Source organism: Streptomyces maremycinicus (genome assembly GCF_001184025.1).
In the GTDB taxonomy this organism is placed as follows: domain Bacteria; phylum Actinomycetota; class Actinomycetes; order Streptomycetales; family Streptomycetaceae; genus Streptomyces; species Streptomyces maremycinicus.
Window position 1 is genome coordinate 571,305 of the sequence record NZ_BBYG01000010.1, and the last position, 25,135, is coordinate 596,439.

The following is a 25,135-nucleotide window of genomic DNA, read 5'->3' on the forward strand; positions in this document are numbered from 1 at the left end:
TGAGTGCCCTCACCTCCATACGTGCGAGGACCGCGCAGCGTTCAGCGCGCGGACGATCACCTCGGCGCCGGGCCGGGGGAGCGTCGACCGGCAACCTGAACGGGCGAGTCGAGCTGCGCGGGCCGTCGGTCCGACGCGGTCGCCGGACCGAGCCGTGCCCAGCTGCGCTCGTCGCCCCACACGGCCGCCGCACCGGTGTAGGGGCGCAGCAGCGCGGTCAGCGCCGGGTCGCCGCGGCCGTTGAGTTCGTCGGAGGCGATCCGGCGGGCGATGCCGGCCAGGAAGTCGGCGAGCTGCACCCGCGCGTCGTCCCGCGAGACGACGAGCCGGAATCCGGCCAGCCGGATGCCCCGTATCCGGGCCGCGCCCTCGATCCAGGCGATCCGCTCCGGGGTGAGCATGTTCTGCCGGTCGTGCGCGAGCCGGACCGGACGCCCGCCGGCGCTCCAGTGGGCGGCCGTGTGCAGGATCGAGGGCAGCAGGGGGTTGAGGACCGGGGTCAGTACGAACGGCCCGTCCTGGATCCCGGCCCGGTAGGCGAGCGCGCGGGAGCGTTCCTCCGCGAGCCGTGCGAGGGTCTCGGCCACCGCCGTCCCCGGATACCGCAGCCGCAGTTCCTCGAGTGTGCGGAAGAAGTGCTCGACGGGCTCGTCCGACGCACCTTCGTGGCGCACCCACAGCAATTGGTTGGCCGCCTCCAGGAATCGCCGCCATTCCTCCTCGGTGAACGTCCGCCGCCCCTGCCGGAACAGCGGAACGGCCGCCCCGGGGTCGCCGAGCAGCAGGTCGGCCGCCCGGTCCACGACGAAGAAGGACTTCTCGACGAGGTGCACATGGGCGTGCCCGTACAGCGGGCCCGACGCCGAGAGCAGCCATTCCAGAACCGCCCGGTGTTTCTCCCGCAGCAGATGGTTCGCCTTGTACTCCTCGGCGGGCGAACGGATGCGGTTCCTGATCTCCTGCACATGTCCGGCGGCGGAATCGGCGGACAGCAGCACACTCGCGTGCGCGAACACGTCCGTGTTGCCGCCGGTGAGGTTCTCGCCGTCCGAACCCGATTCGTCGCAGGCGATCTCCGGTACGACGCCGCCGGCCTCCGCCACGACTGTCCCGTTCACGTGATCCCAGGTCACACCACAGCCCCCTATCTTGTGCCCCATGACCAGCATCCCGCACGAGACGCCCGGTGAGCCGAACCCTTTACAGGCCCTCACGCTCGACCGGCTCCGATGTCGTACGAGCATGAAGTGGCGCACGTACCCCGCGGACGTCCTTCCGCTGTGGGTCGCCGAGATGGACGTGCCCCTCGCCGAACCGGTCGTCGACGCGGTGACGCGGGCCCTGGCCCTCGGCGACACCGGCTATCCGGCCGGCACGGCCTACGCAGAGGCGCTGGCCCTGTTCGCCGCGAAGCGGTGGGGCTGGGACGGGCTCGCGGTCGAGCGGACGGCGATCGTGCCCGACGTGATGATGGGCGTCGTCGAGATGCTGAAGCTGGTGACGGGACCCGGCGATCCGGTGGTCGTCAATTCGCCCGTGTACCCGCCGTTCTTCCCGTTCGTGGAGCACCTGGACCGGCGGATCGCCGAGGCGCCCCTCGGTGACGACGACAGGCTCGACCTCGGCGTACTGGAGGACACCTACCGGCGCGCCGTCACCGGGGGCGGCCGCGTCGCGCACCTGCTGTGCAGCCCGCACAACCCGACCGGCACCGTCCACACCGCGCGGGAACTGGCCGCCGTGGCCGCGCTGGCCCGGCGGTACGGCGTCCGCGTGGTCGTCGACGAGATCCACGCGCCGCTCGTCCTCCCGGAGGCCGGGTTCGTGCCCTACCTCGCCGTCCCCGGCGCGGAGAACGCACTGTCGCTGATGTCGGCCTCCAAGGGGTGGAATCTGGCCGGGCTCAAGGCGGCCCTGGCCGTGGCGGGCCCCGAGGCGGCGGCCGACCTGGCCCGTCTGCCCGAGGAGGTGTCCCACGGGCCGAGCCATGTGGGGGTGCTCGCGCACACGGCCGCCCTGCTCGACGGCACGCGCTGGCTGGACGCCCTGCTGGCCGGACTCGCCGACAACCGCCGACTGCTGACCGCCCTGCTGGCCGAGCACCTGCCGGGCGTGGCCTACAGGCCCGGAGAGGCCACCTATCTCGCGTGGCTCGACTGCCGGGCGCTGGGCCTCGGCGACGATCCGGCCGCGGTGTTCCTGGAACGGGGGCGGGTGGCCCTCAGCCGCGGGCTCGACTTCGGCACGGGCGGGGCCGGGCACGTCCGTCTGAACATCGCCACCTCGCCGGAGGTCCTCACCGAGGGGGTGCGACGGATGGCGGCCGCCCTGCGCCGAACCGCCGGTCCCACGAGCTGAAACCGCCGAGGTACGGGAACGGTCCGGTGCCTAGACTGCGGGGATGGCTGACAACGCGCTCGACCGGCTGGCGTCGGGCAAGTACCTGCTGATCACCAGCTACCGCAAGAACGGAACAGGAGTGGCCACTCCCGTGTGGGTGGTGCGGGACGGGGACGCGCTCGGGGCCTGGTCGGCCGCCGACGCGTGGAAGGTGAAGCGGATCCGGGCCCGCGGCGACGTGCTGGTCGGGCCCTGCGACGTCCGCGGCAACCCGACCGGCGAGCAGATCCCGGCCACCGCCGAGATCTGCGACGCGCAGACCACCGCCCGCTACCGCACCCTGCTCGCCCGCAAGTACGGCGTCGTGGGCCGCCTCACCCTGCTCGGCAGCAGGCTGCGCCGGGGTCTGGACGGGACCGTCGGGATCCGCGTCACGCTGTGAGCGCGACGACGGAGCGGCAGGGACCCGGAACCGCACGGTTCCGGGCCCCTTTCGCACGGCGCGAGCGCGCTACGGCGCGTCCACGACCGTCCCCGTCAGCACCGGACGGTCCGGCAGCGGCTCGGCGCTGTCGTCGGTCAGCGCGAGACGCATCGACTCGGCCGGCTCGGCCACCTGGTCCCGCACCGTGGGCACGGTGAAGTCGGCGACGGTGGTCCCGGCCGGGATGTTCAGCCAGACCCACAGGTTCGCGTCCGACAGCGGACGCTCCGGGTCGGGCACATCACCCGAGTAGTCCGCGAGCCACCGCGGGTCCACGTCCTTGGTGGACAGCTCGGCGCCGTCGGTGACGGGCAGGACCCGGACCGGCTGCCAGAAGTTCACGTCGGCGGTCTCGGACAGGGTGATCCGCCAGCTCAGCGACTCGCCCTCGGTCACCCGGTCCGCGACCGGGGTCAGGGACACCTCCGGCGCCGCGTCGTCGTTGCGCACCGTGACCCCGCCCCGGTAGGAGCCGACGACCGCGCCGCGCACGGCCTTCACCAGGAGGTCCTGGGTCACGTCGTAGCCGAAGCGGGTGTCGCCCTTCACCTCGACCGGCACGTCGATCGGGGTGCTGCCGGGCCGGACCGAGACCAGCTTCTCCGTGGCCTCGGAGGTCTCCGGGTCGACGACATAGAAGCGCACCCGGCCGCTGCCGTGGCCGGACACCTGGACCGGGACGTGATAGGTGCGGGTGCCGGAGTCGCCCTCGTCGGCCGTGATCCGGCCGATGTCGACGCGCGGCAGCGCCGCCGCGCGCACCGAGGGTGTGCCGGGGGCCCAGCCCCAGGCGTCCATGAACCACGCCTGCCCGGAGCCCGAACGCGGTGTCAGCGCAAGTGACCTGACGTGCCCGAGGTCGAGGCCGGCACGGGTGGCGGCGGACAACGGGACCCGCAGCTCGCGGGCCCAGTACGAGGCGGTGCGGTCGGAGCCCGGTAGGCCGTCGGCCGTGACCCGGCCGAGCGTGGCGCGGCGGCCGGCCGTGTCGGCGACGGACACGTCCAGCTCGGTGCCGGTGGTGTTCGGCGGCACGAAGACCCGCAGTGCCAGGCTCTCGGCTCCGGCGAGGGAGACGGGAGCCAGGGACGCGATGCTCGTCGGCGTGCCCGGCGCGGACCACTTCAGCGCGACCGCGCTCTTGCCGGAGTCCTTCTCCACGTCCCACCAGCCGAAGTGCGGTGACCTACCGGTGGCCTCGGCGTCCAGACACGCCCTGGCCGGATCGGGGTCCGCCCAGCACACCCGGCCGCCGCTCACCTCGACTCCGCCGTCGGGCACGAAGCCGCCCGTGCGGCGGGCGCCGACCGCGTGGGTCAGCACCCGGGCCGGGTCGGCGGAGGGCGCGCGCCGGCCGGTGCCGTCGAGCAGCGGGCGCGCCCGGTCGTCACCGGCGACGAACAGCCGGGCCGCGGCGGCGATGTAGGTCGCGCCGGCCCGGTGCTGCTGGTCGGCGGTCAGCCGGGTGGGGGCACCGGTGGAGCAGACCGGGTCGGGCTGCTGCGCCTCCGGGTCCTCCCAGAAGTCGTCGAAGGAAGGAGCCACGGCCTTGCCCGGCGTCCACTCGGTGTTGAAGAAGTTGTGGTTGGCGCCGACCATGTAGACCGCGCTGTGCAGGGCCGCGCCGGTGCTGATGCCCCGGGTCCCGTCGAGGTAGGTCTCGCCCTCGAGGTCGGAGACGTCGCCGTCGCAGCCCGGCAGGATCGTCGCGGACGGCACGTCGGCGACCGGATTCTGGCCGAAGACGGTCGGTCCGACGAGAACGGTTCCGCGGATCTTCCAGCGGACCGGACCCCGGTAGCCGTCCTGCGCGGCGGGCGGCGGGTACAGGCTGTCCAGGGCGGCGCGGTTGACGCCCTCGCCGCCCCGCGAGTGGCCGACGAGCAGGACCCGGGAGAGGTCGGCCTTCGTCGCGGAGGGCACCGACGCCGGGGCGTGGCCCGGGTGCGCGGCCCAGTCGGCCCACCTGGCCAGGTGCTGACGCACCAGCGAGGAGCGGGCCTGCGCACCGCCGTCCTCGGCCTCCCCGTCCTGCCCGTTGATGCCGTTCGCGGACACCGACACGGTGACGTAGCCCTGCGAGGCGAGGAGCTGCTGGTCCTGGAGGTAGCCGCGGTGGCTGGGGATCGGCTTCATGCCGGCCGGGCAGGGCCAGGAGATGTCGAACTCCTCGCTGCCCGGCCGGTAGCAGGTGGTGTGCCGGCCGTGCAGGAACAGTGCGAGCGGCCGCTTGCCGACGGCGCCCTTCGGTGCCACCACGACCGCGCGCATCTCCACCGGTCGGGCGAAGCCCGGCAGCGTCACCGGCGCGAGGTCGTACTCGCCGCTGACCGTGCGGTACGCGCCCGGCCTGCCGGGGTCGACGGAGTTGGCGGGGGCGGGGGCAGGAGCCTGGGCCTGGGCCGAGGGCTGCTCGCGGGGGAGGGAACGCCGCCCACCGGGGGCGGAGTCGGCGGCGGGCACGTCCAGTCGGCGTCCGCCGGCCAGCACGCGCAGGTCCTTCAGGGGGGTGTCGCCGACGCCGTCGAGGGAGAGCCGGAAGGTGTGCCCGTCCTTCCCCGTCGTCGGCAGGCCGAGCAGTCGGTCGCCGGCGCGGAACTCCACGCGGGCGTCACCGAGGGGCACCGGTGTGGCCGACCGCCACACCAGCTCACGTGCGGTGCCCTCGCCGCCGACCTGCCACCCCTGGGGCAGGCCGCTGTCGGCGACGGCGGTCGACGGTCTCGTCTCGGACGGTTGTCGGGCATGTGCCAGTCCCGGTGTTCCCGCCAGGGCCGCGAGCGCGGCCACGGCGGTGACACCTATTCGCCGGGCACGGATCAAGGTCCACTCCTCAACACTCGGAGCGCGGGGGCCCCGTCCGTATCGGGAGCCCCTCGCGCCCCGGAGGAGGCGAGAGCACCGCTGTGGGTTGCCTGTGTCCGGGAACCCGGTCGGCCGAGCGCAAAGAACCGGACAGCGGCAACCCGCTGTCCGGTCTCGCCGGCCCCGATCCGAGCGCGCGAAGTGCCGGCGTCAGTGCCGTTCCGGTGCTAGTGCCAGGCCCGGTACGGCTCGTCGAGGAGCTGGAACACGGGCTCGCCGCGCACCGGGTCCTTGACCGTCGACAGCCGGACGCGGTCGCCGCTGTGGATACCGATGAGCGGGCCCATCACCCGGCCGCGGACGACGAACCCCTCGGACATCTCGACCAAGGACACGTTGCGGGCGGCCGGGGTGTTGCGGTTCACCACCGTGGCGTGGCGCACCGTGCCGGTGCCCTCGCTGCGTTCCGTGCGCAGGTCGCTGCCCTGACACACCGGGCACAGCAGGCGGTGGTACATGGCGGTGCCGCACCAGGTGCAGCGCTGGAAGAGGATGGTGTCGCCGTCGGTGCTCGCGCGGTCGAGGACGCCCGCCGCGGAGCCGGCGGCCTGCTGAACGGCGTTTCCTGAGTAGTGGTACACGCGGGTCAACTCCCTGCACTCGGCCGGAATCCACGTGCTCGGCTCGCCCGTGCACGCACGTGCCCGGTCAGCCGTGCCACCGTGCACGCCCACAGAGTATGGCACTCAGTGCCACTCGTAAAGGCACTGCGTACCCGCAATCTTGAGGGGGTTCGGCGCGGGTTCGGCGGGGGTTCGACGCAGGGCCGGGGCGGGGTCGGTGGGCCTCTCGGCACGGGTGCCGAGCGGGGTCAGTCCCGTCCGAGGGTCGTCTCGATCTCCTGCACCACGCGCCACAGCGGTGCCCCGCGCCGGGCGACCACCACGACGACGTCCTCCGGCGGCCCGTCGGCGGGCGGCGCGGGGAGCGCCGGGAACGCGGGGCGGGCCGTGGGCGCCGGGTCCGTCGGGGATGTGCCGAAGGCCGACCGCACGTACCCGAGCGCGTGGTCCACGGTCGACCCGGCGTCGCCCTCGCCGTCCGAACGCAGCCAGGAGCGCAGCGCGTTGTTGTGGGCGGCGACCACCGCGGCCGCGATCACGTCGGCGTGCAGGTTGCCGTCCGGCCGGCCGGTGAAGCGGCCCCGGAGGTACGCGGCGAGGGCGCGCTCGTAGCGCCAGACGACCGAGAGCTCGTACGCCCGCAGCCCGGGCACCTGCTTGGTGAGCCGGTAGCGCTGCACGGAGAAGGACGGGTTCTCGGCGTACATCAGCAACACGAGCCGGGCGGCGTCACAGACGCGTCGCACCGGCTCGTGTTCCTCGCCGCTCGCCGCCAGGAAGGCCGTCATGTCCGCGAGGCACCGCTCGTGGTCGGGGAAGACCACGTCCTCCTTGGAGGGGAAGTAGCGGAAGAAGGACCGCCGCCCGACGCCCGCCAGCGCCACGATGTCGTCGACGGTGGTCTGTTCGTAACCCCGTTCCAGGAACAGCCGGAAGGCCGCCGCGACCAGGGCGTCCCGCATGGGCGGTTTGGCCTCCGCCTTGTGAGTGGCGCTCATGGACGCGAACGTAACATCTGAGCGGCACGGATGGCACTCAGTTCCCTCCGCCGGGGAACCGAGTGCCCGGGTATCGGGGTCCCGGTACCGGAGGTCCGGCACCGAGGTCCCGGTGTCACATGCGCTCGGCCGCCTCGACCACGTTGGTCAGCAGCATCGCCCGCGTCATCGGCCCGACCCCGCCGACGGGCGGCGAGAAGGAACCGGCGACGCCGCTCACGTCGGGGTGGACGTCGCCGAGGATGCCCTCGACCGTGCGCGTCAGGCCGACGGACAGCACCGTCGCGCCCGGCTTGATCCAGTCGGGCCGGACCAGATGGGCCACTCCGGCCGCGGCCACCACCACGTCCGCCTCCCGGGCGTGCGCGGCCGTGTCCTGGGTGGCCTCGTGGCACAGGGTCACCGTGGCGTGCTCGGTGCTGCGGGTCAGCATCAGACCCAGCGGCCTGCCCACGGTGACACCGCAGCCGATGACGCAGAACTGCTGGCCCGTGATCTCCACCCGGTTGCGCCGCAGCAGGTCGATGATGCCGCGCGGGGTGCAGGGCAGCGGGGCCGGTATGCCCAGCACCAGCCGGCCGAGGTTCGTCGGGTGGAGTCCGTCGGCGTCCTTGACCGGGTCGATCAGCTCCAGCACGGCGTGGGTGTCGATATGGGCCGGGAGCGGCAGCTGCACGATGAAGCCGGTGCACGCCGGGTCGGCGTTGAGCCGCAGCACGGCGGCCTCGACGTCGGCCTGCGCGGCGTCGGCGGGCAGTTCCACGCGGATCGAGGCGATGCCGACCTGGGCGCAGTCGCGGTGCTTGCCGCCGACGTAGGAGCGGCTGCCCGCGTCGTCGCCGACGAGGATCGTGCCCAGCCCCGGATGGATGCCCCGCTCCTTCAGCGCCTGGACGCGGAGGGCGAGTTCGTTCTTGATGTCGGCCGCGGCGGCCTTGCCGTCGAGCAGCGTTGCGGTGGTCACGGGAGTCGACGAGCCCTTCGGGAGAAAAACGACGGTCCTGTCATCGTACGGCCCGCCCGCCCGCCGCCCCTCGCGAGTCCCGCCGCCCCCGGGGAGCCCCGCCACCCCTCCCGAGTCCCGCCGCCACCGGGAGACCCGTGGGCCGCGGCGGCACCCCCGGCCGTGGCGGTACCGCTCCGGGACCGGCCGCGCACACCGTCTGACGTAACCTTTCCGCACCCTTCGACCCGTCATCAGGAGACCGCATGTCCGCCGCCCGCCCCCGTCTGCTCTACGTCACGGACCTGGCCTACCCGGCCCGAGGGCGCCGCTACTGCGACGAGGACGTCCTTCTCACGTCCCGGCTGCGCGCGGACTTCGACCTGGCTTTGTGCCACCCGCTGGACGCGGCCGCCCTGATGGAGTCCTTCGACGGCGTCGTCGTCCGCAACAGCGGCCCGGTCCTGGGCTACCGCAAGGAGTACGAGGCCTTCCGGGAGCGCGCGCTCCACGACGGCGTACGCGTCTACAACCCGCTCACCGGCCGCGCCGACATGGCGGGCAAGCAGTACCTCGTCGACCTGAGCGCCGCGGGCTACCCCGTCATCCCCACCGTCGACCGCACCGAGGACCTGGGCCGGCTGCCCGAGTCCGACCGGTACGTCGTCAAGCCCAAGCTCGGCGCCGACTCCATAGGCCTGCGGATCCTGCCGCCGGACGAGCTCCCCGCCCTGGCCGACGGCTCGGTCCTGGTCCAGCCCCGCGTCGACTTCGTGTACGAGGTCTCCTTCACCTACATCGACCACGACTTCCAGTACGCCCTGTACGCGCCGCACCCCGACCGCCGCTGGCAGCTGGAGCCCTACCGGCCCACCGTGCGGGACCTGGAGTTCGCCCGGCGCTTCATCGACTGGAACGGCCTCGCGCACGGCATCCAGCGCGTCGACGCCTGCCGGACCCCCGACGGCGAACTGCTGCTGGTCGAGCTGGAGGACCTCAACCCCTACCTGTCCCTCGACGCCCTGGACGAGGCCGGACAGGACGCCTTCGTCGCCGCGACGACCCGCTCCCTGCACCGCTTCCTCGCCGGCTGAACCCGCCCGCCCGTCCGCCCGTATCTCTCCGGGGGGACCCACGGGAGGGAGACGAGCGTGCCGACACCGGAGGAACCGGGAAAGCCGCACGAACGCCCGGTCCTGGAACCCATCCGGGTCCTGCGACCGCGCAACACGGACGCCCTCGCGGAACTGTTCCGCGAGATGACCGAGCTGACCCAGGACCCCGACGCCTACGAGGCGATACCCCTGCGGCCCGAGCCGGCCGAGGAGGAGGCGCCGACGGAGGAACTCCCGCCGCTGGACCGCGACGAGGCGACCACCGTCGGCGCGCCGGCCATGCCGAGGCCACGCGGCGGCCGGGACTGGCGCACCGAGGGCGTCGACCGGGACCGGCGCACCGGGAGCGGCGACCGGGACGGGGCGAACCGGCGCGGCACCCGGGCCGGGGCGAGCCAGCGAGGCACCCGGGACGGGGCAGGCGGGAGCGGCGAGACCCGGGTCCTGCCCGGCGGCAGCGGGCCCGGCAGGCGCGCGGACGCGGCGCGGGGGCGGGCCGGAGCAGGCGCCGTCCAGGGGACGGACGCTGCCCGAGGCCGCAGGCGTGCGCCCTCCGGCGCGCGGGTGCGCCGGGGCGCCATCGCCGTCGGCGTGTGCGCCGCAGCGCTCGCCGGTTTCGCCGGCGCGCTGCTGCTGCCCGGCCGGGGCGGCGAGGCGGCCGCGCGGACACCCCCGCCGACGGCGGCCGCTCCGACCCCGGCCGCCACCGCGACCGGGTCCGTCGACCCCGACGGCGCCGGCACGCTGCGCGAGGGGGACAGCGGCGCCGAGGTGACCGACCTCCAACAGCGCCTGCTGCGCATCCCGGACGTCTACGACGACGGCCCCACCGACGGCCGTTACGGCACCGTCCTCACCGAGGCCGTGGCGCGCTTCCAGCTCTGGTACGGCATCCGAGGCGACGAGAGCGGCGTCTACGGCGACGACACCCGGCGCGATCTGGAGGCCCGCACGGCCTCGATGGGGGGATGACCGGGTAAACGCCTCGGAAACCCGCCACGGCGGGCGGGGCGGCGCGTGCCACCATGGACGGCGGGTCGGCGCGCGGTCGGCACCCCGACCCGTCGAGCCGAAAGCCGTCCGCATGAACGTGTCCCGCATCCCGGGCCTGGTGCTGCCCGTCGTGTTCCTGCTGGCCGTCGCCGTCGGGGCGCTCTGGTACTGGCGGCACCGCGACGACTGAGCCGTCCGGCCCTCCGGCCGTCCTACCGCTCGGCGTCCGGCGGCACCTGGATGTCGAGCACGCACACGTCGTCGCGTCCGTCGGGTTCCAGCGTCGCGCCGAGCAGTCGGTCCAGCGCCGCGGGGGCGTCCCCGGCCCGGTGGGCGGCGGCTGCTGCCAGCCGTTCGAGACCGCGGTCGACGCTCTCCAGGGGCCGCTCCACCAGGCCGTCGGTGTAGAGCAGCACCTGGTCACCGGGCTCCAGGACGACCTCCGCCGCCTCGTAGCGGGGCGTGTCCGTCGCGCCGAGCAGTATCCCGAAGGGACGGTCGAGATAGCGGGCCTCACCGGCGCGCACCAGCAGCGGTGGGGGGTGGCCGGCCTGCGCCCACTCCAGTCGCCGTTCGCGCGGGCTGTAGCGGGCCAGCACCATGGTCGCCGAGCCGTGCGGATCGCGGGAGTGCAGCAGCAGGGCGTTGAGGCGGCTGAGGGCTCCGGTCAGCGACGAACCGGTGATGACCATGCCCTTGGCGGTGAACCGCAGCAGGGCCATCGACGCCACGGCGCCCATGCCGTGCCCGGCCACGTCACCCACCACGAACAGGGCGTCGCCGTCGGGCAGTTCGATGGCGCTGAACCAGTCGCCGCCGACGCTGAGACCCGACTGCGCGGGCAGGTAGGCGATGTCCACGCGGAGTCCGGCCAGCCGGACGGGCTGCTTCGGCAGGGGCAGCAGCGCGTCCTGGAGCCGGGCGGCCACCAGGCGTTCGGCCTCGAGCACGCCGTGCTGGGTGAGCATGGCCCGCTCGCTCGCCACGAGAGCGAGTTCGGCGCTGCGCTGCGCGGTGAGGTCCTGCACGAAGCCGTGCACCTCGACGGGTGTGCCCTGGGCGTCCGAGACGGCCTCGGCGACCACCCGCAGATGCCGGACCCCGGCCCGGGTGAGGACCCGGAACGGCACGTCGCACGGCCGCCCGTGCCGTACCAGTTCCCCGACGGCGCGGGCGAGCGTCGGTACGTCCTCGGGGGAGGCCATGCGGGGCAGCCCCTGGAGCGGGACGACGCCCTGGGCCGCGTCCCGCTCGAAGATGCTGAAGACCTGGGAGGACCAGGTCCCCTCGCCCGTCTCCAGGTTCCAGGTGACCCAGCCGAGGTTGCCGAGGCGCTGCACGTCCGCAAGCCGCTGCTCCTGCCGGTCGGACGGATCGTGCCGCACCCAGCTGAGCACCAGTCCGTCGCCCAGCCGCACCACCCGGGCCGAACAGGTGGCCAGTTCGCTCACCCCGGACACCATCTGCTGCCGGGCGAACGGCTCGCTCTCGTACGGCCGGTCACCGGCCAGCGCCTGGAGACAGCCCTCCCACAGCGGATCGTGGGCGACCTCAGGCCAGCACTCCAGGAAGCGCAGCCCGACCAGCTCACGCCCGCTGCGGCCGACGGCGTCGGAGGTCACGCTGGTCGCGGCGTCGACCCGGAAGTCCTCGACGTCACCCGACGCGGAGCGCAGCGGGGCGAGCAGCACCGCCGCGACGGGCAGCCGGTCCAGCACCGTCTGCAAGGCGTCGGCGGCCCCGCCGGCGGACGGGCCCGGCCGGGTGCCGAACGAGCGCAGGGGGCCCGCGCACAACTGGGCGACGGCCAGCAGGTGTTCGCGCACCGGGGGCGCGAAGGCGCCCTCGCGGTGGCGCAGGATCCCGATCACGACCTCGGCCGACGCGCCGGTCACCACCGGCAGCCAGGCCCGGGACGGCCACCGTTCGGGCGGGTCCCCGATCAGCTGGTACCGCCTGCCGTCCTCCTGGATGTCCTCCAGCCAGCGGGGCTGCCCGGTGACGAGGGCGTCCAGGGCGGCGATCCCGCTGACCGGCGGCACCCGGCTCCACTGGTCGGCCAGCGTCTTGTCGATGCCGGCGTGCCCGGTGAGCTCCAGCCCGCCGCCCGGCCGCCGGGCGAAGATCATCACCGCGCCGGCGCCCACGTCGGGGGCGAGCCGGTCCAGGAGGCACCGGGCGAGATCGTGCGGGGTGCCGACGCGGACGAGGGCGCGGCTCAGGCGGCCGAGGGCGGCGGCGTCGATCTCGTCGTGGGCCGGCTCCGGTGCGGTGATGCGCGCGGGCGCGTCGGCCGGGGCCGGGCACTCGGGGCCGTGGGGCGGTGCGGAGAGCGTGCCGAGGCTGATCCAGCACTCCTCGAGCAGCGTCCGCTGTCCGGTTTTGGCGCGTCGCTGGAGCTCCTCGTGCGCTGCGTCCGGCGAGCAGCCGAGCTGTGCCATCACCACGCCCTTGGCGCGTTCCAGCACGGCGGTGGTGGCCGCTCGGTCCTGGAGCCGGTCCAGCTCCGCGCGCTGACGCGCCACCACCCGGGTGAGTGCCGTCACGTCGGGCATGTCACCGGACTGCGTGGGGTCGCTCGTCACACCTTGAGCATGGCACATCGGGGTGACTTCGATCCGGGTCTTGCGGCAACGCTCCCGCCAGGCGTGATACCCGTCCGGGCGGCACGGGCGGATCTTCCGTTCAGCGTCCGGAGGTCTGCTCGGCCAGTGCCTCGGTGACCGCCCGGACGCTGCGGGCGATGTGCTGGAGCTGCATGACCTCGGCCGCGTACATCTTGATCGTGTGTTCGATGACCGATTCGGGCAGGCCGAGCCGGGGCAGGTCGGCGCGGGCGGTCTGGAGGGCGGTGCGGGCCACCCGGACCTCGTTCTGGACCTGGATCTGCGCGTGCCGGGCGAGCAGGACCGGGTGGCGCAGCAGCGCCGGGTAGCTCGCGTAGCGCGCGGGAACCAGCTCGCGCAGCCACTTGGCCGCCGAGCGCTCCCAGTCGTAGCTGCCGGGAGTCTTGACCTGGCACGGCCAGTCCGAGCTGATGCGCGTCGTCGTCAGGGTCATGATCATCGCTTCCGGTGTTGGCGTCGTGACGGTGGTCCGACGGTTCGGGGCGGCCCCGGCCCAGGGGAAGGCCGGGGCCGCCACGGGCGCTCGCGCAAGCGATGCCCCGAACGCCCTGGGCGCCGACGCGGGTAGGGGACGGCGGCTTCGGGCGCTCGTACATGAGCCCTTGCGGGCGGATGCGGCCGTGAGCAGTATTTATATATGCCGACTGCTTTGCAAGGCGTATGAAAACATTCATGCGCGATTTGCCCGCAATGATCCCTCTGTGCATTTCCGGGGGAGGGGGGTGGTCTGGCGGAGCCGGTCACTCACGCAGGAAGAACTGGTGCTGCTCGGCGATCTGCTCGTACTCCTCGAGCCTCGCCTGGGTGCGTTCGGGGCCCGCGTCGGTCATGGCCTGGAGCAGCGCCGCGGCCATCACGCCGGGGGCGGCGTAGGAGTCGAAGACCAGGCGGGAACCGGTGCCGGTGGCGAAGGTGGCGTCGGCCTCGTCGGCCACCGGCCCCAGCGCCAGGTCGGTGATCAGCGCGACCTTGAGACCGGCGCTGCGCGCGACCCGTACGGCGGTCAGGGTCTCGTGTGCGTGCCGGGGCATCGAGAACGCCAGCACCCAGGTCCCGCCCGCCTCCCGGGACTGGAGGAGCGCGTCGTAGGCGACGCTGCCTCCCCGGGTGACCAGCCGTACGTCCGGGTGGACCCGGCGGGCGGCGTAGGCGAAGTACTCGGCGAGCGAGACGGAGATCCGCAGCCCCAGGATGGTCAGCGGTGTCGACTGCGAGAGCTTGCGGCCCACGTCGATGACCCGGTCCGGGTCGGCGAAGTCGCGCCGCAGGTTCTCCAGGTTCTCGATCTCCGCCTCGACCGCCGCCTGGAGTTCGTTGCTCCGGTTCACCTCGGCCGCGGCCGGACCGCCGGCCAGGGCGCCCAGCGCGATCGACTGGAGCCTCTCCCGGAGCGCGGGATACCCGCTGAAACCGACCGCCGCGGCGAACCGGGTCACCGAGGGCTGGCTGACCCCGACCCGGTCCGCGAGGTCGGTGATCGACAGGAACGCCGCCTCGGTGATGTGCTCGATCAGATACTGGGCGATGCGCCGTTGCCCCGGGGACAGATGGGGTCCGTCGAAGAGCGCCCTGAGCCGGGAGGTCGGGGACACCTCCGTCTCCGGACCGGTTCTGCCCGAGGTGATCGCGGATGCCTGTGCGCGTGCCTGTTGCGGCGATGGCACCGGTGCGCCTCCTTTGTCTTCCACGGGCTCAACATACTTCAGGCGCCGCGTCGGACAGGGTCGGCGAAGGCGCCCCTCGCGCACCCGGTGATCACGGCTTACCGCCGGTACAGCCGGCGAACCGTGCGCGACGACGTCGGAGGAGCAGGCGTGCGGGGCGAGCGCGGCCAGTGCGGGTTGAGGCGTCCCCGGTGCTCTTGGCGGCAGCCGGCCGCCGCGGCGACGTACACAAGCTCGTCGATGGTCGGTGTCGGCCGTACGGCGGTGGTGGCTGTCGTGTCGGTCGTCAGGGTCGGCGGGACGGCCGCCGGGAGCGGGTCGAGTGGCCGTCGGCGGGCTGGTGGTCGGTGTCGGCCGTACGGCGGTGGTGGCTGTCGTGTCGGTCGTCAGGGTCGGCGGGATGGCCGCCGGGAGCGGGTCGAGTGGCCGTCGGCGGGCTGGTGGTCGGCGTCTGCCGTACGGCGGTGGTGGCTGTCGTGTCGGTCGTCAGGGTCGGCGGGACGGCCGCCGGGGCCGGGACGAGTGGCGTCGGCGGGCCGGTCGGGCGGCTACCCGCAGGTCCCCCGGCCGGGCCAGGCCCCCCGGCCGGGCCGCGGCGGGGGTCGTCTTCAGGGCCGGGTGCGCTTCGGTCGCCCTCGTCCGTCCCGCGGTGACACCGGCCGGGCGGTGGCCGGAGCCGGTGCGCGGCCGCCTCGGGGGCTCGCTCCGCACCGGCTCCCGCCGCGAGAGGTGCTACCGCTTCAGGAGTCGTACCGACAGACCGTCCGCCGTGTACACGGGTACGGCGCGCAGCCGGTCGGAGTCCAGTTCGACCCGGTCGAACCGGCCGCGCAGCGCCGCGGCGGCGATCACGGGGACGGTCGTCCCCGCGACCGGCGGCCGGTCGGCGTCCAGGCGCAGCGACAGCACGGCGCCCCGGTCCAGCCGGACCCGCCCGGACACCGTGAGGGCGGGACCGTGATGCCCGCGCAACGTCAGGTCCACGGTCGCGCCGGACTCCTGGGCCCACCCGCCCCGCACCCGCACCGGGGCGCCCGCGCGCAGGGTGCCGCCGGTCAGCCGCACATCGCCGTGGCCGAGCGCGTCGGCGTGTCCGGCGACGAGCACGCCGTCCGCCAGCACGGTGCCGCCGCGGTAGCGGTTGTGGCCGGTCAGCGTGAGCGTGCCCGAGCCGCGCTTGGTCAGCCCGCCCTCGCCGTCGATGTCGTGACGCCAGACGTCGGCCGCGTCGAAGCCGCCCTTCGCCGCGTCCAGCGTGACCGTGACGTCGGAGTCGAAGGCGCCGTACCCGTCCGCCGCCGCGAACAGGTTCAGCCGGCCCCACTGCTCGAAGCCGTCCAGCAGCACGTACCCGGAGGGCAGCGCGGTCGTGCGCAGCACCTCGCGGCGCTGGGCTGCGCTCAGGTACGGCAGCCGGGTCTCCAGCAGCACCTCGGCGCCCTTGGGGACGGTGAGCGGTGTCCTGCGGCCCTGGCGTTCGAGGACATAGGTCAGCCGGGGCTGGTTGGCGCGGGCGTTGGCCTCCCGGTCGGCGTACGCGTCCGAGGCGTCGGAGTGCGCGTAGGCGGCCAGGGTGTCGGCCGTGGTGCCGGTCCTCTCGGTGAAGTAGGCCAGCGCCTGGGCGCGCGCGGCCGCCTTGAGATCGGCGTTGGCCGGGTCGGCGAGCGCGGCGGCGGCCAGCGCGGTGGCCATGATGCGGCCGCCGAGGACGTCCACGGTGGAGTGCATGCCCGAGACGATCCGGGTGTGGCTGAGTTCGAGGGCGCGGGTCACCAGCTCCTGGAACCGCTCCGGCACGGCGTACGCGAACGCCAGCGACGCCAGGTGGAAGGCGTTGGTGTGCCCGCTGGGGAAGCCGCCGTCGTCGGTCGCGGAGGTGCCGCGCTGACGCAGCAGCTGCGGGACGACGACCACCTTCGAGTCGTACACCGGGTAGCCGAGGGCGTCGGTCCTCCCGGTGTCGACGACCTCGCTGTTCTCGTTCATGCGCCACGGACGCGGGTACTGGAAGGCGTACTTGCCCGGGTTGCCGGAGGCGAACGGGCCGCGCACGGTGTCGACGAGCCTGGCGACCTGGCCGAGGTCGGAGGCGTAGGAGCCGGCGCCGACGGCGGAACCGGCGGGCGCGTCCGCGGGCACGGCGTCGCTGATCGTGGTGGCGGGCGTGGTGTCCGGCGCGCCGGTGATCGACGTGACGGCCTTGGCGCCGGCCTTGTAGAGGTCCGCCAGGGGGCCCAGTCCGGCGATCATCGCGTAGCTCTGGTGCTGACGGTCGTACACGAACGCCTGCCGGCCCGCTGCCTCCGTGCGGGAGCGGGTGACCGCGATGCAGTAGCGCATGTTGGCGCGCAGTATCTCGGGCCGCAGCGCGGTGCCGGTGTTCCAGGCGGCGCCGGTCTTCCACACCTTGGCGAAGCCGCCCAGGATCCGCACCACGGCGTTGGTCTCGGGCGTGAGGTTGGTGAGGACGTTCGTCTTGTAGTCGTCGACGAACGGCAGCGCGCTCGTGGCGGCCTCGGCGTCGGCGGCGCCCAGCCAGGAGACGAGCGTCGGAGCGGCCAGCAGCGCCGCCGAACCACCGAGGGAGGCTTTCAGGAAGCGCCTTCTGTTCGGTGCGGGGGAGGTGGACGGCCCGGCGGGTGACGGCATGCGGGTGCCTCTTTCGGGTTCGTCGGCCGTGCGGCCGGGGAGGACGTGCGGGGTCCGTACGGGATACCTGCTGAGATACGTGCGGCTGAGATACGTGCGGGGTACGTCGAGCGGGTGCGGCCCGTCCGTCCTGTGACGACGGGTGGGCCGGAAGACGCCTGCGAGCGAAGATCTACGGCCGGGTCGTGTCGCTTCCGCGATGACCGGGCGGCCGGTGCGTGTCCCGCGGGTGAACGGGGAGCCCGCGCCTCACAGGAGCGAGCGCGCCAGCGCGACCGCGCCCTCGACCGGCGGCACGGTGAGCGGCCGCGCCCGCGCCCCCGGCACCGCCTCGGCGAGTCCGGCGGTGAACGCCGCGTAGAGCGCCGGCTGGCCGAGCACCGTACCGCCCGCCACGACGACGTCGTCGACCGCGACACCGCGTGCGGCGAGGCGGGCCACCAGCGCGGCGAGCGCCGCACCGGCCTCGGCGATCACGGAGTCGGCGAGCGCGCAGCCGTCGGCCGCCGCCGAGAAGACCGCGGGGGCGTGCCGGCCCCACTCGGCGGATACGTCCGAGGCGGCCTCCAGGGCCGCGCCGAGCGCCGGAACCTCGGGCACGCCGAGAGCGGCGAGGAGACGCCGGGCCAGGGCGCCGGGCTCCGCACCGCGGTCGTGGGCCGCCCACACCGCCCGGGCCGCCTCGCGGACCAGACCGGCGGCGCCGCCCTCGTCGCCGAGGACCGCGCCCCAGCCGCCCACCTGGACGGGGTCGCCGCCGGGCAGCCGGCCCACCGCCACCGAGCCGGTGCCGGCCACGAGGCCGACGCCCCGGTCCAGTCCGGCGGCGGGAACGAGCAGTTCGGCGTCGCCCACCACGCGCGTGGGCACACCGAGGGAGAGTTCCAGGGCGTCGCGGATCTCCGCGCACTGGCGGGGTGTCTCGCAGGCGTGCGCGCCCACGGCGAAGGCGGCGGGGCGGGTGTCACCGGGCAGCGTCTCGCGGACGAGCCCGGTGAGCCAGCGTGCGGCGGCGGCCGGGTCGTGCGGCCGCCAGCCGGTGCTGGCGCGGACGTGGTCGATCACGGTGACGCCGCCCGCGAGGGCGCGGAGGCGGGTCTTGGTGCCGCCTACGTCGACGCCGACCACGAGGGCGGCCGAAGGGGGAGAGTCCTGCACGGATCCTCTTTCGTCGTTGCTGCGTCGAGCTGCGACGGCGGGCGAACCGTGTCTGAGGGATTGCGGATCGGTGAACTAGGGAAGCCCCGGGACGGGCTTCTGACGAGCACGGCAGGCGAGTACCGTGAAGTTCGTTAGGAAGTTAACTAACGAAGTACAGTGCGTCAAGAGCAATCGCGCACTCGACCGTCCAGGCTCCCGTACGGGCCGCCGCGGGACGGGAACGCGCGACGTCGGAGCATCCCATCGCCGCAGCCCGCCGAGTTGATCGGCCCGGGCGCGCGGCCCTGTACCCGTGTGGGGGAAACTGTGGAACTCGACGTGGCGGAAGCCCCCCGCCTGACCGAGAGCGCGAGTGCCGTGTTCGCCGTGCTGGCCCGGGCGGGCAGCGCGACCCGGCCGCAGCTGGCGAGCCTGGCGGGCCTGTCCAAGCCGACGGTGTCCTCCGCCGTCGCCGAACTGGAGAGTGCCCGGTTGGCCGCGCACTCCGGCACCGCCTCCGGGAGCACCGGGCGCTCGGCGGCCGTGTACGGCCTGGGACCCGCCGCCGGCGCCGTGCTCGCCGTCGACCTCGGCCCCGCCCTCACCCGGGTCCGCGGCTGCGCCCTCGACGGCACCCCCCTGGCCGAGGCCACCGCCTCGCGCGAGGACGCCGCCGACGCCGTGCGCGAGGCGCTCACCGCGCTGCCCGGCGGGGTCCCGCTGCGCTCCATCGTGGTCGCCGTCGGTGATGTCGCCGCTCGCGACCTGCGGGGCAGCGGTATGCGTCCCGCGACCGCCAAAGCCGGCCCGGTCTTCGACGCCATGGCCGTCGCGCTGCCGCCGGGGGTGCCGGTCCACCTGGAGAACAACGTCAACTGCGCCGCGCTCGCGGAGCTGCACGAGGGCGCCGCGGTCGGCCGGCACACCTTCGGCTATCTGCGGATCGGCGTGGGTATCGGCCTCGGCATCGTCGTCGGCGGCTCGGTGCTGCGCGGCTCGAACGGCGCCGCCGGAGAGCTCGCCCGGCTGCCCTACCCCTGGGACGACGGCCGTGAGCCGCGCCGGGAGGCCCTGGAGGAGTACATCGGCGCACGGTCCCTGCTGCGCCGTGCCGCGGCGGCCTGGCAGGCCGCCGACGGACCCTGCCCGCGGACCACCGAGCGGCTCTTCGCACTGGCGGGGGAGGGCCGTGCCCCGGCCCGCGCCGTCGTCGACCGCCATGCCGCGGACGTGGGCCGGCTGGCCGCCGCCGTGACCGCCGTGCTGGACCCGGGCCTGATCGTGCTGGGCGGCAGCACGGGCGCGGATCCGCGGCTCCTGCCCGGTGTGCGGGCCGAGCTGGCACGGCTGAGCTGGCCCACCGAGGTGGTCAGCAGCACCGTCGGGGACACCGGCACCGTCGCCGGTGCCGCGCGGCTCGCGGTCGCCCGGGGAGTCCAAACCGTGACCGAGGCCGCGCGGGCCAAGGATTGACGGCCCGCGACTCGGTCTGCCAATGTCCGGACAAGCGCTTTCTAAGTCGGTCGGGACGCCGGCTTGGGTTGAGCATCCCGCCTGTACGCGAAGTACGGCAGCCGCACGAGGGCGCGCTTGTGCGACGACGGCCCTCGGGGCCGGGGATCCCACCCGTCGAGGCGATACGGCCGGGCGAGGCCGACGCCGTCGGAAAGCGAACCCTCCTGCAAAATGCACCCGTGCCGCATCGGTCGGCGCCGTGCTCCGTCCCCTACGACGAAAAAAAAGGGATCGAAGATGACCACTGTGGGTGTGCGGCGCTCCAGCCGACTCGGCCGCGGCGGCATACGCCGCCTTGTTCCCCTCGCTGCCGGGGCCGTGGCAGGCGCCCTGCTGCTCTCCGCCTGCGGGTCGGGTTCCGACTCGGGCGGGACCTCCAAGTCGCTGACGTTCTGGATCTCCACGGTTCCGGGGCAGGACGCGGGCTGGAAGAAGATGGTCGCGCAGTACAAGAAGGAAACCGGCGTCAGCGTCAAGCTCGTCAACATCCCCTACGACGGCTACACGACGAAGCTGCACAACGCCGCGCAGGCGAACTCCCTGCCCGACGTGGCGGCCGTGCCGGCGCTGGACCCGATCTGGTCGAGCAAGCTGATCGACCTCAGCTCCATCGCCAACAACAAGACCAACAAGATCAACGCCAACTTCCTCGCCAAGGACTCGTCCGGGAAGGTGCTGTCCATCCCCTCGGACGTCACCGCGTCCGGCCTGTTCATCAACAAGACGCTGTTCGAGAAGGCCGGCGTCGCCGTCCCCGCCTCGCCCCAGAACACCTGGACCTGGACCGACTTCATCAAGGCGGCGGACACGGTGCGGGAGAAGACCGGCGCCAAGTACTCCCTGACCTTCGACCAGTCGCCGTCCCGGCTGCGCGCCATGGTGTACGAGATGGGCGGGCAGTACGTCCACGCGGACTCCTCCGGCAAGTTCTCGGTGGACGCGGCGACGAAGAAGGCCGTGAACACCTTCGTCGGGTGGAACGACGACAAGACCATGCCTAAGTCGGTGTGGACCAGCGGCGCCGACCCGTCGGCCATGTTCCAGAGCGGTGACGTCGTCGCCTACTGGTCCGGCGTGTGGCAGGTGCCCGCCTTCGCGGAGAGCATCAAGAAGTTCGAGTGGGCGAGCGTGCCGACTCCCGCCCAGCCGGTGCAGGCCAGCGATGTCAACAGCGGCGGCATGACGGTCGGCTTCAACAACAACGGCGACGCGGCCGCCGCCGCGACGAAGTTCCTGTCCTGGCTGTACGAGCCGGCCCACTACCAGGCGCTGTGCGAGGCGTCCGGGTTCCTGCCGGTCGAGAGCGGTCTGGACCCGAAGTACCCCTTCACCTCCGAGGCGGCGCAGGCGGCGTTCAAGCTCTACAACGAGTCGATCCCGCTCTACGCCCCGATCTCCGGCTACTTCAACAGCGCGCAGACCAACTGGGTGCTGAAGGGCAAGAGCCTCACCGAGGACCCGACCAAGACGGAACTCGGCAAGGCGATCAACGGCCAGCAGTCGGCCGACAAGGCCCTGGAGAACATCGTGGCCGGCTACAACCAGCAGGTCGGCGGCTGATCGCAGGACCGGGGGCCGGGCGGCGGGAACGAGACACCGCCGCCCGGCCCGGGCGCCCACCCAGTGTCGGGCTCATGGCCTGAGCCCACAGCAATCCCTTCCACCAGCACGGAGTCAGGAAGATGACAAAACGCGCCTCGGACGTGTCCGCGAGCCCGCCCAGGAGACGCAGCAAGTACACCCTTGCGCCGCTCGTCCTCATCGCGGCCAACGTCGTGCTCTTCTCGCTGTTCTTCGTCTGGCCTGCGGTGATCGGGCTCGTCTACTCCTTCACGAACTACACGGGCGTGGGGGCGTTCCGGTTCGTCGGCCTGGACAACTACCAGAACCTGTTCGGCGACTCCATCTTCTACGACGCGCTGGGCCGGACCCTGCTGTACGCCGTCCTCGTCGTTCCGCTCAACTTCGCGCTCTCGCTGCTCATCGCCAACCTGGTGGTCAGCAAGCAGGCCAAGGGCGCGACGGTCGCCCGGGTCGTCTTCTTCATCCCCTGGCTCATCTCGCCCATCGTCGTGGGTGTCCTGTGGCGGTGGCTGTTCGGTGAGAACTTCGGACTGATCAACTACGTCATCGAACAGCTCGGCGGAGACCCGATCGCCTGGCAGTCGAACGCGGACCTGTCGCTGGGCGTGGTCGTGATGGCGGGCGCCTGGTGGGGAACGGCCTTCTCGATGCTGCTGTTCATCGCGGCGATCAAGAACGTGCCCACCTCGTACTACGAGGCGGCCTCGCTCGACGGCGCCGGCCCCTGGCGCCAGTTCGTCAGCATCACCCTGCCGAGCATCGCGCCCACGTCCTTCATCGTCATCCTGCTCAACACGATCAACGCGATGAAGGAATACCCGCTCTTCCTCGCCCTCAACAACGGCGGACCGGGCACGTCGAACAACCTGCTCGTCCAGTACATCTACCAGACCGGCTTCAAAACGGGCCAGATCGGCTACGCGAGCGCCGCGTCGTTCGTGCTCATGCTCATCCTGATGGCCGTCGCGATCATCCAGCTGATCGTCAACCGGCGGATGGAGAACCGATGACCACCACAGAGGCGCCGCGCAAGATCGACGCCGATTCCGCACGGGCCCTCCCCGGGAAGCGGTCCCGCAGAGCGAGCCGCGGCAGCCTCCGCGGGGCGGTGTCCGCGACCACCCTGCTGTGGATCCTGGCGGCTCTCTACGGGCTCCCGGTGCTGTGGTTCGTCCTCAGCTCCTTCAAACCGGCCGGCGACCTGTTCTCCCTCCCGCTGACGGTGCTGCCGCACAACCCCACTTTGTCGGGTTACGAAGCGGCGTGGGACAGCGCCAACTTCTCGCAGTACTTCGTCAACACGGCCCTGGTGTGCGTCGTCACGACGGTCCTCACGGTGGGGGCCAGCTGCTGCACCGGCTACGCGCTGGCCAAGTACGACAACAAGTGGCTCAAGTTCTTCTTCCTCTGCATCCTGGCCACCACGATGCTGCCGTCCGAGGTCATGCTCGCCCCGGAGTTCCTGGTCGTCCGCGACCTCGGCCTCTACAACTCGTTCGGCGGCATCATCCTCCCGGCCGTGCTCACCGCGACCGGATGCTTCATGTTCCGCCAGTTCTTCCTGACGGTCCCCGACGAACTCGTCGAGGCCGCCCGCATCGACGGCGCCCGCGAACTGTCGATCTTCCTGCGGATCATGGTGCCGATCTCCCGGCCCATCATGCTGACGCTCGCCATCCTGTCGTTCCAGTGGCGCTGGAACGACTACATCTGGCCGCTGCTGATGCTCAACGACCCCGACAAGTTCACCGTGCAGATCGGCATCCAGAGCCTCGTCGGTGCGCAGAACATCAACTGGTCGGTGCTGCTCGGCGGATCGGTCATCTCCATGATCCCGCTGATCGCCGTCTTCCTGGTGTTCCAGCGGTACGTCATGAGCGCCGACATCAACGCCGGACTGAAGGACTGACCTTGCCCAGCCCGCTCGACCACGGTTTCGGCCGCGCGGTGGCCCGCGCGGCCGACCGGGCGGCCGTCCCGCTGGCGGCCGTCCCGGACGTGGAACCCGTCGGTGTGACCCACCGCGTCCTGGCCCGCCGGGTGAAGACCCTGGTCGCGGCGTACCGTTGCCGGGACTCGGCACTGCACGGCAGCGCGGCCGCCGTCGCCGCCGCGCTGACCCACCTGCGTGCCCTGCGCGCCGTGCAGACGGCCTCCGGCCTCTTCGCGGGCGGCGACAACGTGCAGTCACCGCCGGACTCCGCCTTCACCGTCAACGACGTGTGCGACGCGCACGTCCTCGCCGCCGGCGCGGGACCGGAACTGCGCGAGGTCACGGCCGCGCTCGCCGGGATCGCCCGCGCCGCCGCCGGTCCTCTCCTGACCGGCGGGGCGCACACCCCGAACCACCGCTGGGAGCTGTGCGCGGCGCTGGCCCGGCTGCACCGGTCGTTCCCGGACGCACGGCTCCTCGACCGCGTCGGGGAGTGGCTCGCCGAGGGCGTCGACATCGACGCGGAGGGCCTGTACTCGGAACGCAGCGCCGTCTACGCGAGCCATGTGTCCAACCCGTCGCTGCTGCTGCTGGCCGACGTGCTCGGCCGCGCCGACCTCCAGGACGCCGTCGAACGCCATCTCGCCACGACCCTGGACCTCATCAGGCCGGACCGCACGGTGGAGACCGTCCACTCGCGACGGCAGGACCAGAACCACCCGTTCCCGCTGGCGCCCTACCTGCCGCACTACCGGCTGCTCGCGATCCGCACCGGCCGGGGCGACTTCGCCCGGGCGGCACTGCTGGCGGCCGCCGACGGCATCGAGGACTGCGACCTGCTCGCCCAGACCCTCCTGACCCCGGACCTGTGCCGCCTCCTGCCGGCCCCGGAGCCGGAGACCCTGCCGCGCGAGCGGTACCTCACCACCGCGCGCCTCGCCCGGCACGCCTCCGCCACCGCGCACACCGTGGTGTACGGCGGCTCCGACGTGCCGGGGCACCGGCGCGTCCGCTCGGGCCTCGCGTGCAACCCCACCTTCCTGCGCCTGTTCGCCGGCGACGCCGTCCTCGACGCGGTCCGCCTCTCACGGGGGTTCTTCGACCTCGGCCCGTTCCGCGCCGCCGAGATGCGACGGCTCGCCGCCCACCGATACCGGCTCACCGAGACCGTCACGGCCGCCTACTACCAGCCGCTCCCGAAGGAACGCAGACGGGACGACGGCGCCTACCGGCTGGTGGACGAGGGACGCTTCTCGGCCGCGATGGCCTTCCCCGACCGGCCTCGCGACGAGATCTCCCACACGACCCGCGTCGACGTGGACCTGCGGGACGACGGTGCCGACCTGCGGATCGACATCAGCGGACCACCGGTGCCCTGGGCCCTCGAACTGACCTTCCGGCCGGGCGGCTCGTTCGAGGGCGCCGTACCGATCGGCGACGGACGCCGGTGCCTGACGACCGGCCCGACGACCTATCGGGTCGGCTACGACGAGATCCGGGTCGAGGCCCACGTCGAGGCGGGCGAACCCCTGGCCGGTCCGGACCGGAGCGACGTCCTGCGCTACGACCCGGGGCAGGACCACACCGTGGTGGGCGGCACCGACGCCACGACCGGGAACCGCGTCCACCTCGGCGGACTCGGCCCGCACACCCTGACCCTCGCACTGCGCGCCCGCCGGCCCGCACCCGCCGTGTGACTCCGACACCCACGCCATGGCCATC

General features: G+C 73.2%; 19 protein-coding genes. 9 read left to right on the forward strand and 10 right to left on the reverse strand.

The annotated features are described in order from the left end of the window. Positions 1-56 precede the first annotated feature (56 nt). On the reverse strand, positions 57-1,160 hold the full coding sequence (locus AOQ37_RS10110) for a type 1 periplasmic-binding domain-containing protein (RefSeq protein ID WP_374701490.1): 1,104 nt from the start codon (positions 1,158-1,160) through the stop codon (positions 57-59). On the opposite strand from AOQ37_RS10110, the gene AOQ37_RS10115 reads away from it, so the two are divergent. After that, positions 1,159-2,358, forward strand: a complete 1,200-nt coding sequence (locus AOQ37_RS10115; protein ID WP_062643397.1) for a MalY/PatB family protein — start codon at positions 1,159-1,161, stop codon at positions 2,356-2,358. The two genes, AOQ37_RS10110 and AOQ37_RS10115, sit on opposite strands and share 2 nt — an antisense overlap. A gap of 43 nt (positions 2,359-2,401) precedes the next feature. Then, positions 2,402-2,782, forward strand: coding sequence for a PPOX class F420-dependent oxidoreductase (locus AOQ37_RS10120; protein ID WP_062643399.1), 381 nt, complete (start codon positions 2,402-2,404; stop codon positions 2,780-2,782). 69 nt (positions 2,783-2,851) lie between these two features. Here AOQ37_RS10120 and AOQ37_RS10125 read toward each other — a convergent pair whose 3' ends face one another. The 4 genes from AOQ37_RS10125 to AOQ37_RS10140 all read right to left on the reverse strand — a co-directional run bounded on the left by AOQ37_RS10125 (position 2,852) and on the right by AOQ37_RS10140 (position 8,214). Continuing rightward, positions 2,852-5,647 carry an alpha/beta hydrolase family protein gene (locus tag AOQ37_RS10125; protein WP_062643400.1) on the reverse strand — a complete coding sequence of 932 codons (2,796 nt, stop codon included), beginning with the start codon at positions 5,645-5,647 and terminating at the stop codon, positions 2,852-2,854. Between the two features lie 209 nt (positions 5,648-5,856). Beyond that, positions 5,857-6,270 (reverse strand): Zn-ribbon domain-containing OB-fold protein, encoded by a 414-nt coding sequence (locus tag AOQ37_RS10130; protein WP_062643402.1) that lies wholly within the window; start codon positions 6,268-6,270, stop codon positions 5,857-5,859. A gap of 230 nt (positions 6,271-6,500) precedes the next feature. Continuing rightward, on the reverse strand, positions 6,501-7,214 hold the full coding sequence (locus tag AOQ37_RS10135; RefSeq protein WP_199824975.1) for a TetR family transcriptional regulator: 714 nt from the start codon (positions 7,212-7,214) through the stop codon (positions 6,501-6,503). 151 nt (positions 7,215-7,365) lie between these two features. Continuing rightward, positions 7,366-8,214, reverse strand: a complete 849-nt coding sequence (locus AOQ37_RS10140; protein WP_062643406.1) for a bifunctional methylenetetrahydrofolate dehydrogenase/methenyltetrahydrofolate cyclohydrolase — start codon at positions 8,212-8,214, stop codon at positions 7,366-7,368. Between the two features lie 245 nt (positions 8,215-8,459). Here AOQ37_RS10140 and AOQ37_RS10145 point away from each other — a divergent pair, with 245 nt between their 5' ends. After that, positions 8,460-9,287, forward strand: coding sequence for an ATP-grasp domain-containing protein (locus AOQ37_RS10145; RefSeq protein ID WP_062643407.1), 828 nt, complete (start codon positions 8,460-8,462; stop codon positions 9,285-9,287). 57 nt (positions 9,288-9,344) lie between these two features. Continuing rightward, positions 9,345-10,280 carry a peptidoglycan-binding domain-containing protein gene (locus tag AOQ37_RS41985; RefSeq protein ID WP_062643408.1) on the forward strand — a complete coding sequence of 312 codons (936 nt, stop codon included), beginning with the start codon at positions 9,345-9,347 and terminating at the stop codon, positions 10,278-10,280. A 233-nt stretch (positions 10,281-10,513) separates the two neighbouring features. On the opposite strand, the gene AOQ37_RS10155 is transcribed toward AOQ37_RS41985, so the two are convergent. From AOQ37_RS10155 to AOQ37_RS10175, 5 genes are all read right to left on the reverse strand, one after another. After that, the gene (locus AOQ37_RS10155) at positions 10,514-12,856 is read right to left on the reverse strand and encodes a SpoIIE family protein phosphatase (protein WP_062643625.1); all 2,343 of its coding nucleotides are present in this window, start codon (positions 12,854-12,856) and stop codon (positions 10,514-10,516) included. 130 nt (positions 12,857-12,986) lie between these two features. Further along, positions 12,987-13,367, reverse strand: coding sequence for a hypothetical protein (locus AOQ37_RS10160; RefSeq protein ID WP_199824970.1), 381 nt, complete (start codon positions 13,365-13,367; stop codon positions 12,987-12,989). A 301-nt stretch (positions 13,368-13,668) separates the two neighbouring features. Continuing rightward, positions 13,669-14,592, reverse strand: a complete 924-nt coding sequence (locus AOQ37_RS10165) for a MurR/RpiR family transcriptional regulator (RefSeq protein ID WP_062643409.1) — start codon at positions 14,590-14,592, stop codon at positions 13,669-13,671. A gap of 732 nt (positions 14,593-15,324) precedes the next feature. Further along, positions 15,325-17,241 (reverse strand): phosphatase PAP2 family protein, encoded by a 1,917-nt coding sequence (locus AOQ37_RS10170; protein ID WP_062643411.1) that lies wholly within the window; start codon positions 17,239-17,241, stop codon positions 15,325-15,327. Between the two features lie 249 nt (positions 17,242-17,490). Further along, positions 17,491-18,399, reverse strand: coding sequence for a BadF/BadG/BcrA/BcrD ATPase family protein (locus AOQ37_RS10175; RefSeq protein WP_062643413.1), 909 nt, complete (start codon positions 18,397-18,399; stop codon positions 17,491-17,493). A 321-nt stretch (positions 18,400-18,720) separates the two neighbouring features. Here AOQ37_RS10175 and AOQ37_RS10180 point away from each other — a divergent pair, with 321 nt between their 5' ends. The 5 genes from AOQ37_RS10180 (at position 18,721) to AOQ37_RS10200 (ending at position 25,110) form a co-directional block, all read left to right on the forward strand. Further along, positions 18,721-19,854, forward strand: a complete 1,134-nt coding sequence (locus AOQ37_RS10180) for an ROK family transcriptional regulator (RefSeq protein ID WP_234436853.1) — start codon at positions 18,721-18,723, stop codon at positions 19,852-19,854. Between the two features lie 279 nt (positions 19,855-20,133). Next, positions 20,134-21,456: an extracellular solute-binding protein gene (locus AOQ37_RS10185; RefSeq protein ID WP_062643416.1), complete on the forward strand. Its 1,323-nt coding sequence runs from the start codon at positions 20,134-20,136 to the stop codon at positions 21,454-21,456. 122 nt (positions 21,457-21,578) lie between these two features. Beyond that, positions 21,579-22,490, forward strand: coding sequence for a carbohydrate ABC transporter permease (locus AOQ37_RS10190; RefSeq protein WP_062643418.1), 912 nt, complete (start codon positions 21,579-21,581; stop codon positions 22,488-22,490). After that, positions 22,487-23,389, forward strand: coding sequence for a carbohydrate ABC transporter permease (locus AOQ37_RS10195; RefSeq protein ID WP_062643420.1), 903 nt, complete (start codon positions 22,487-22,489; stop codon positions 23,387-23,389). Before AOQ37_RS10190 ends, AOQ37_RS10195 begins: the two co-directional genes overlap by 4 nt. 2 nt (positions 23,390-23,391) lie before the next feature. Further along, positions 23,392-25,110, forward strand: coding sequence for a hypothetical protein (locus tag AOQ37_RS10200; protein WP_062643422.1), 1,719 nt, complete (start codon positions 23,392-23,394; stop codon positions 25,108-25,110). The last annotated feature ends 25 nt before the right edge of the window (positions 25,111-25,135 follow it).

Bases quoted from the DNA above. Each gene is read 5' to 3' on its own strand.
- AOQ37_RS10195 (WP_062643420.1), top strand. From the start codon at position 22,487: ATGACCACCACAGAGGCGCCGCGCAAGATCGACGCCGATTCCGCACGG.
- AOQ37_RS10145 (WP_062643407.1), top strand. From the start codon at position 8,460: ATGTCCGCCGCCCGCCCCCGTCTGCTCTACGTCACGGACCTGGCCTAC.
- AOQ37_RS10190 (WP_062643418.1), top strand. From the start codon at position 21,579: ATGACAAAACGCGCCTCGGACGTGTCCGCGAGCCCGCCCAGGAGACGC.
- AOQ37_RS10135 (WP_199824975.1), bottom strand. From the start codon at position 7,214: ATGCGGGACGCCCTGGTCGCGGCGGCCTTCCGGCTGTTCCTGGAACGG.
- AOQ37_RS10155 (WP_062643625.1), bottom strand. From the start codon at position 12,856: ATGCCCGACGTGACGGCACTCACCCGGGTGGTGGCGCGTCAGCGCGCG.
- AOQ37_RS10160 (WP_199824970.1), bottom strand. From the start codon at position 13,367: ATGATCATGACCCTGACGACGACGCGCATCAGCTCGGACTGGCCGTGC.
- AOQ37_RS10110 (WP_374701490.1), bottom strand. From the start codon at position 1,160: ATGGGGCACAAGATAGGGGGCTGTGGTGTGACCTGGGATCACGTGAAC.
- AOQ37_RS10115 (WP_062643397.1), top strand. From the start codon at position 1,159: ATGACCAGCATCCCGCACGAGACGCCCGGTGAGCCGAACCCTTTACAG.
- AOQ37_RS10185 (WP_062643416.1), top strand. From the start codon at position 20,134: ATGACCACTGTGGGTGTGCGGCGCTCCAGCCGACTCGGCCGCGGCGGC.
- AOQ37_RS10170 (WP_062643411.1), bottom strand. From the start codon at position 17,241: ATGCCGTCACCCGCCGGGCCGTCCACCTCCCCCGCACCGAACAGAAGG.
- AOQ37_RS10120 (WP_062643399.1), top strand. From the start codon at position 2,402: ATGGCTGACAACGCGCTCGACCGGCTGGCGTCGGGCAAGTACCTGCTG.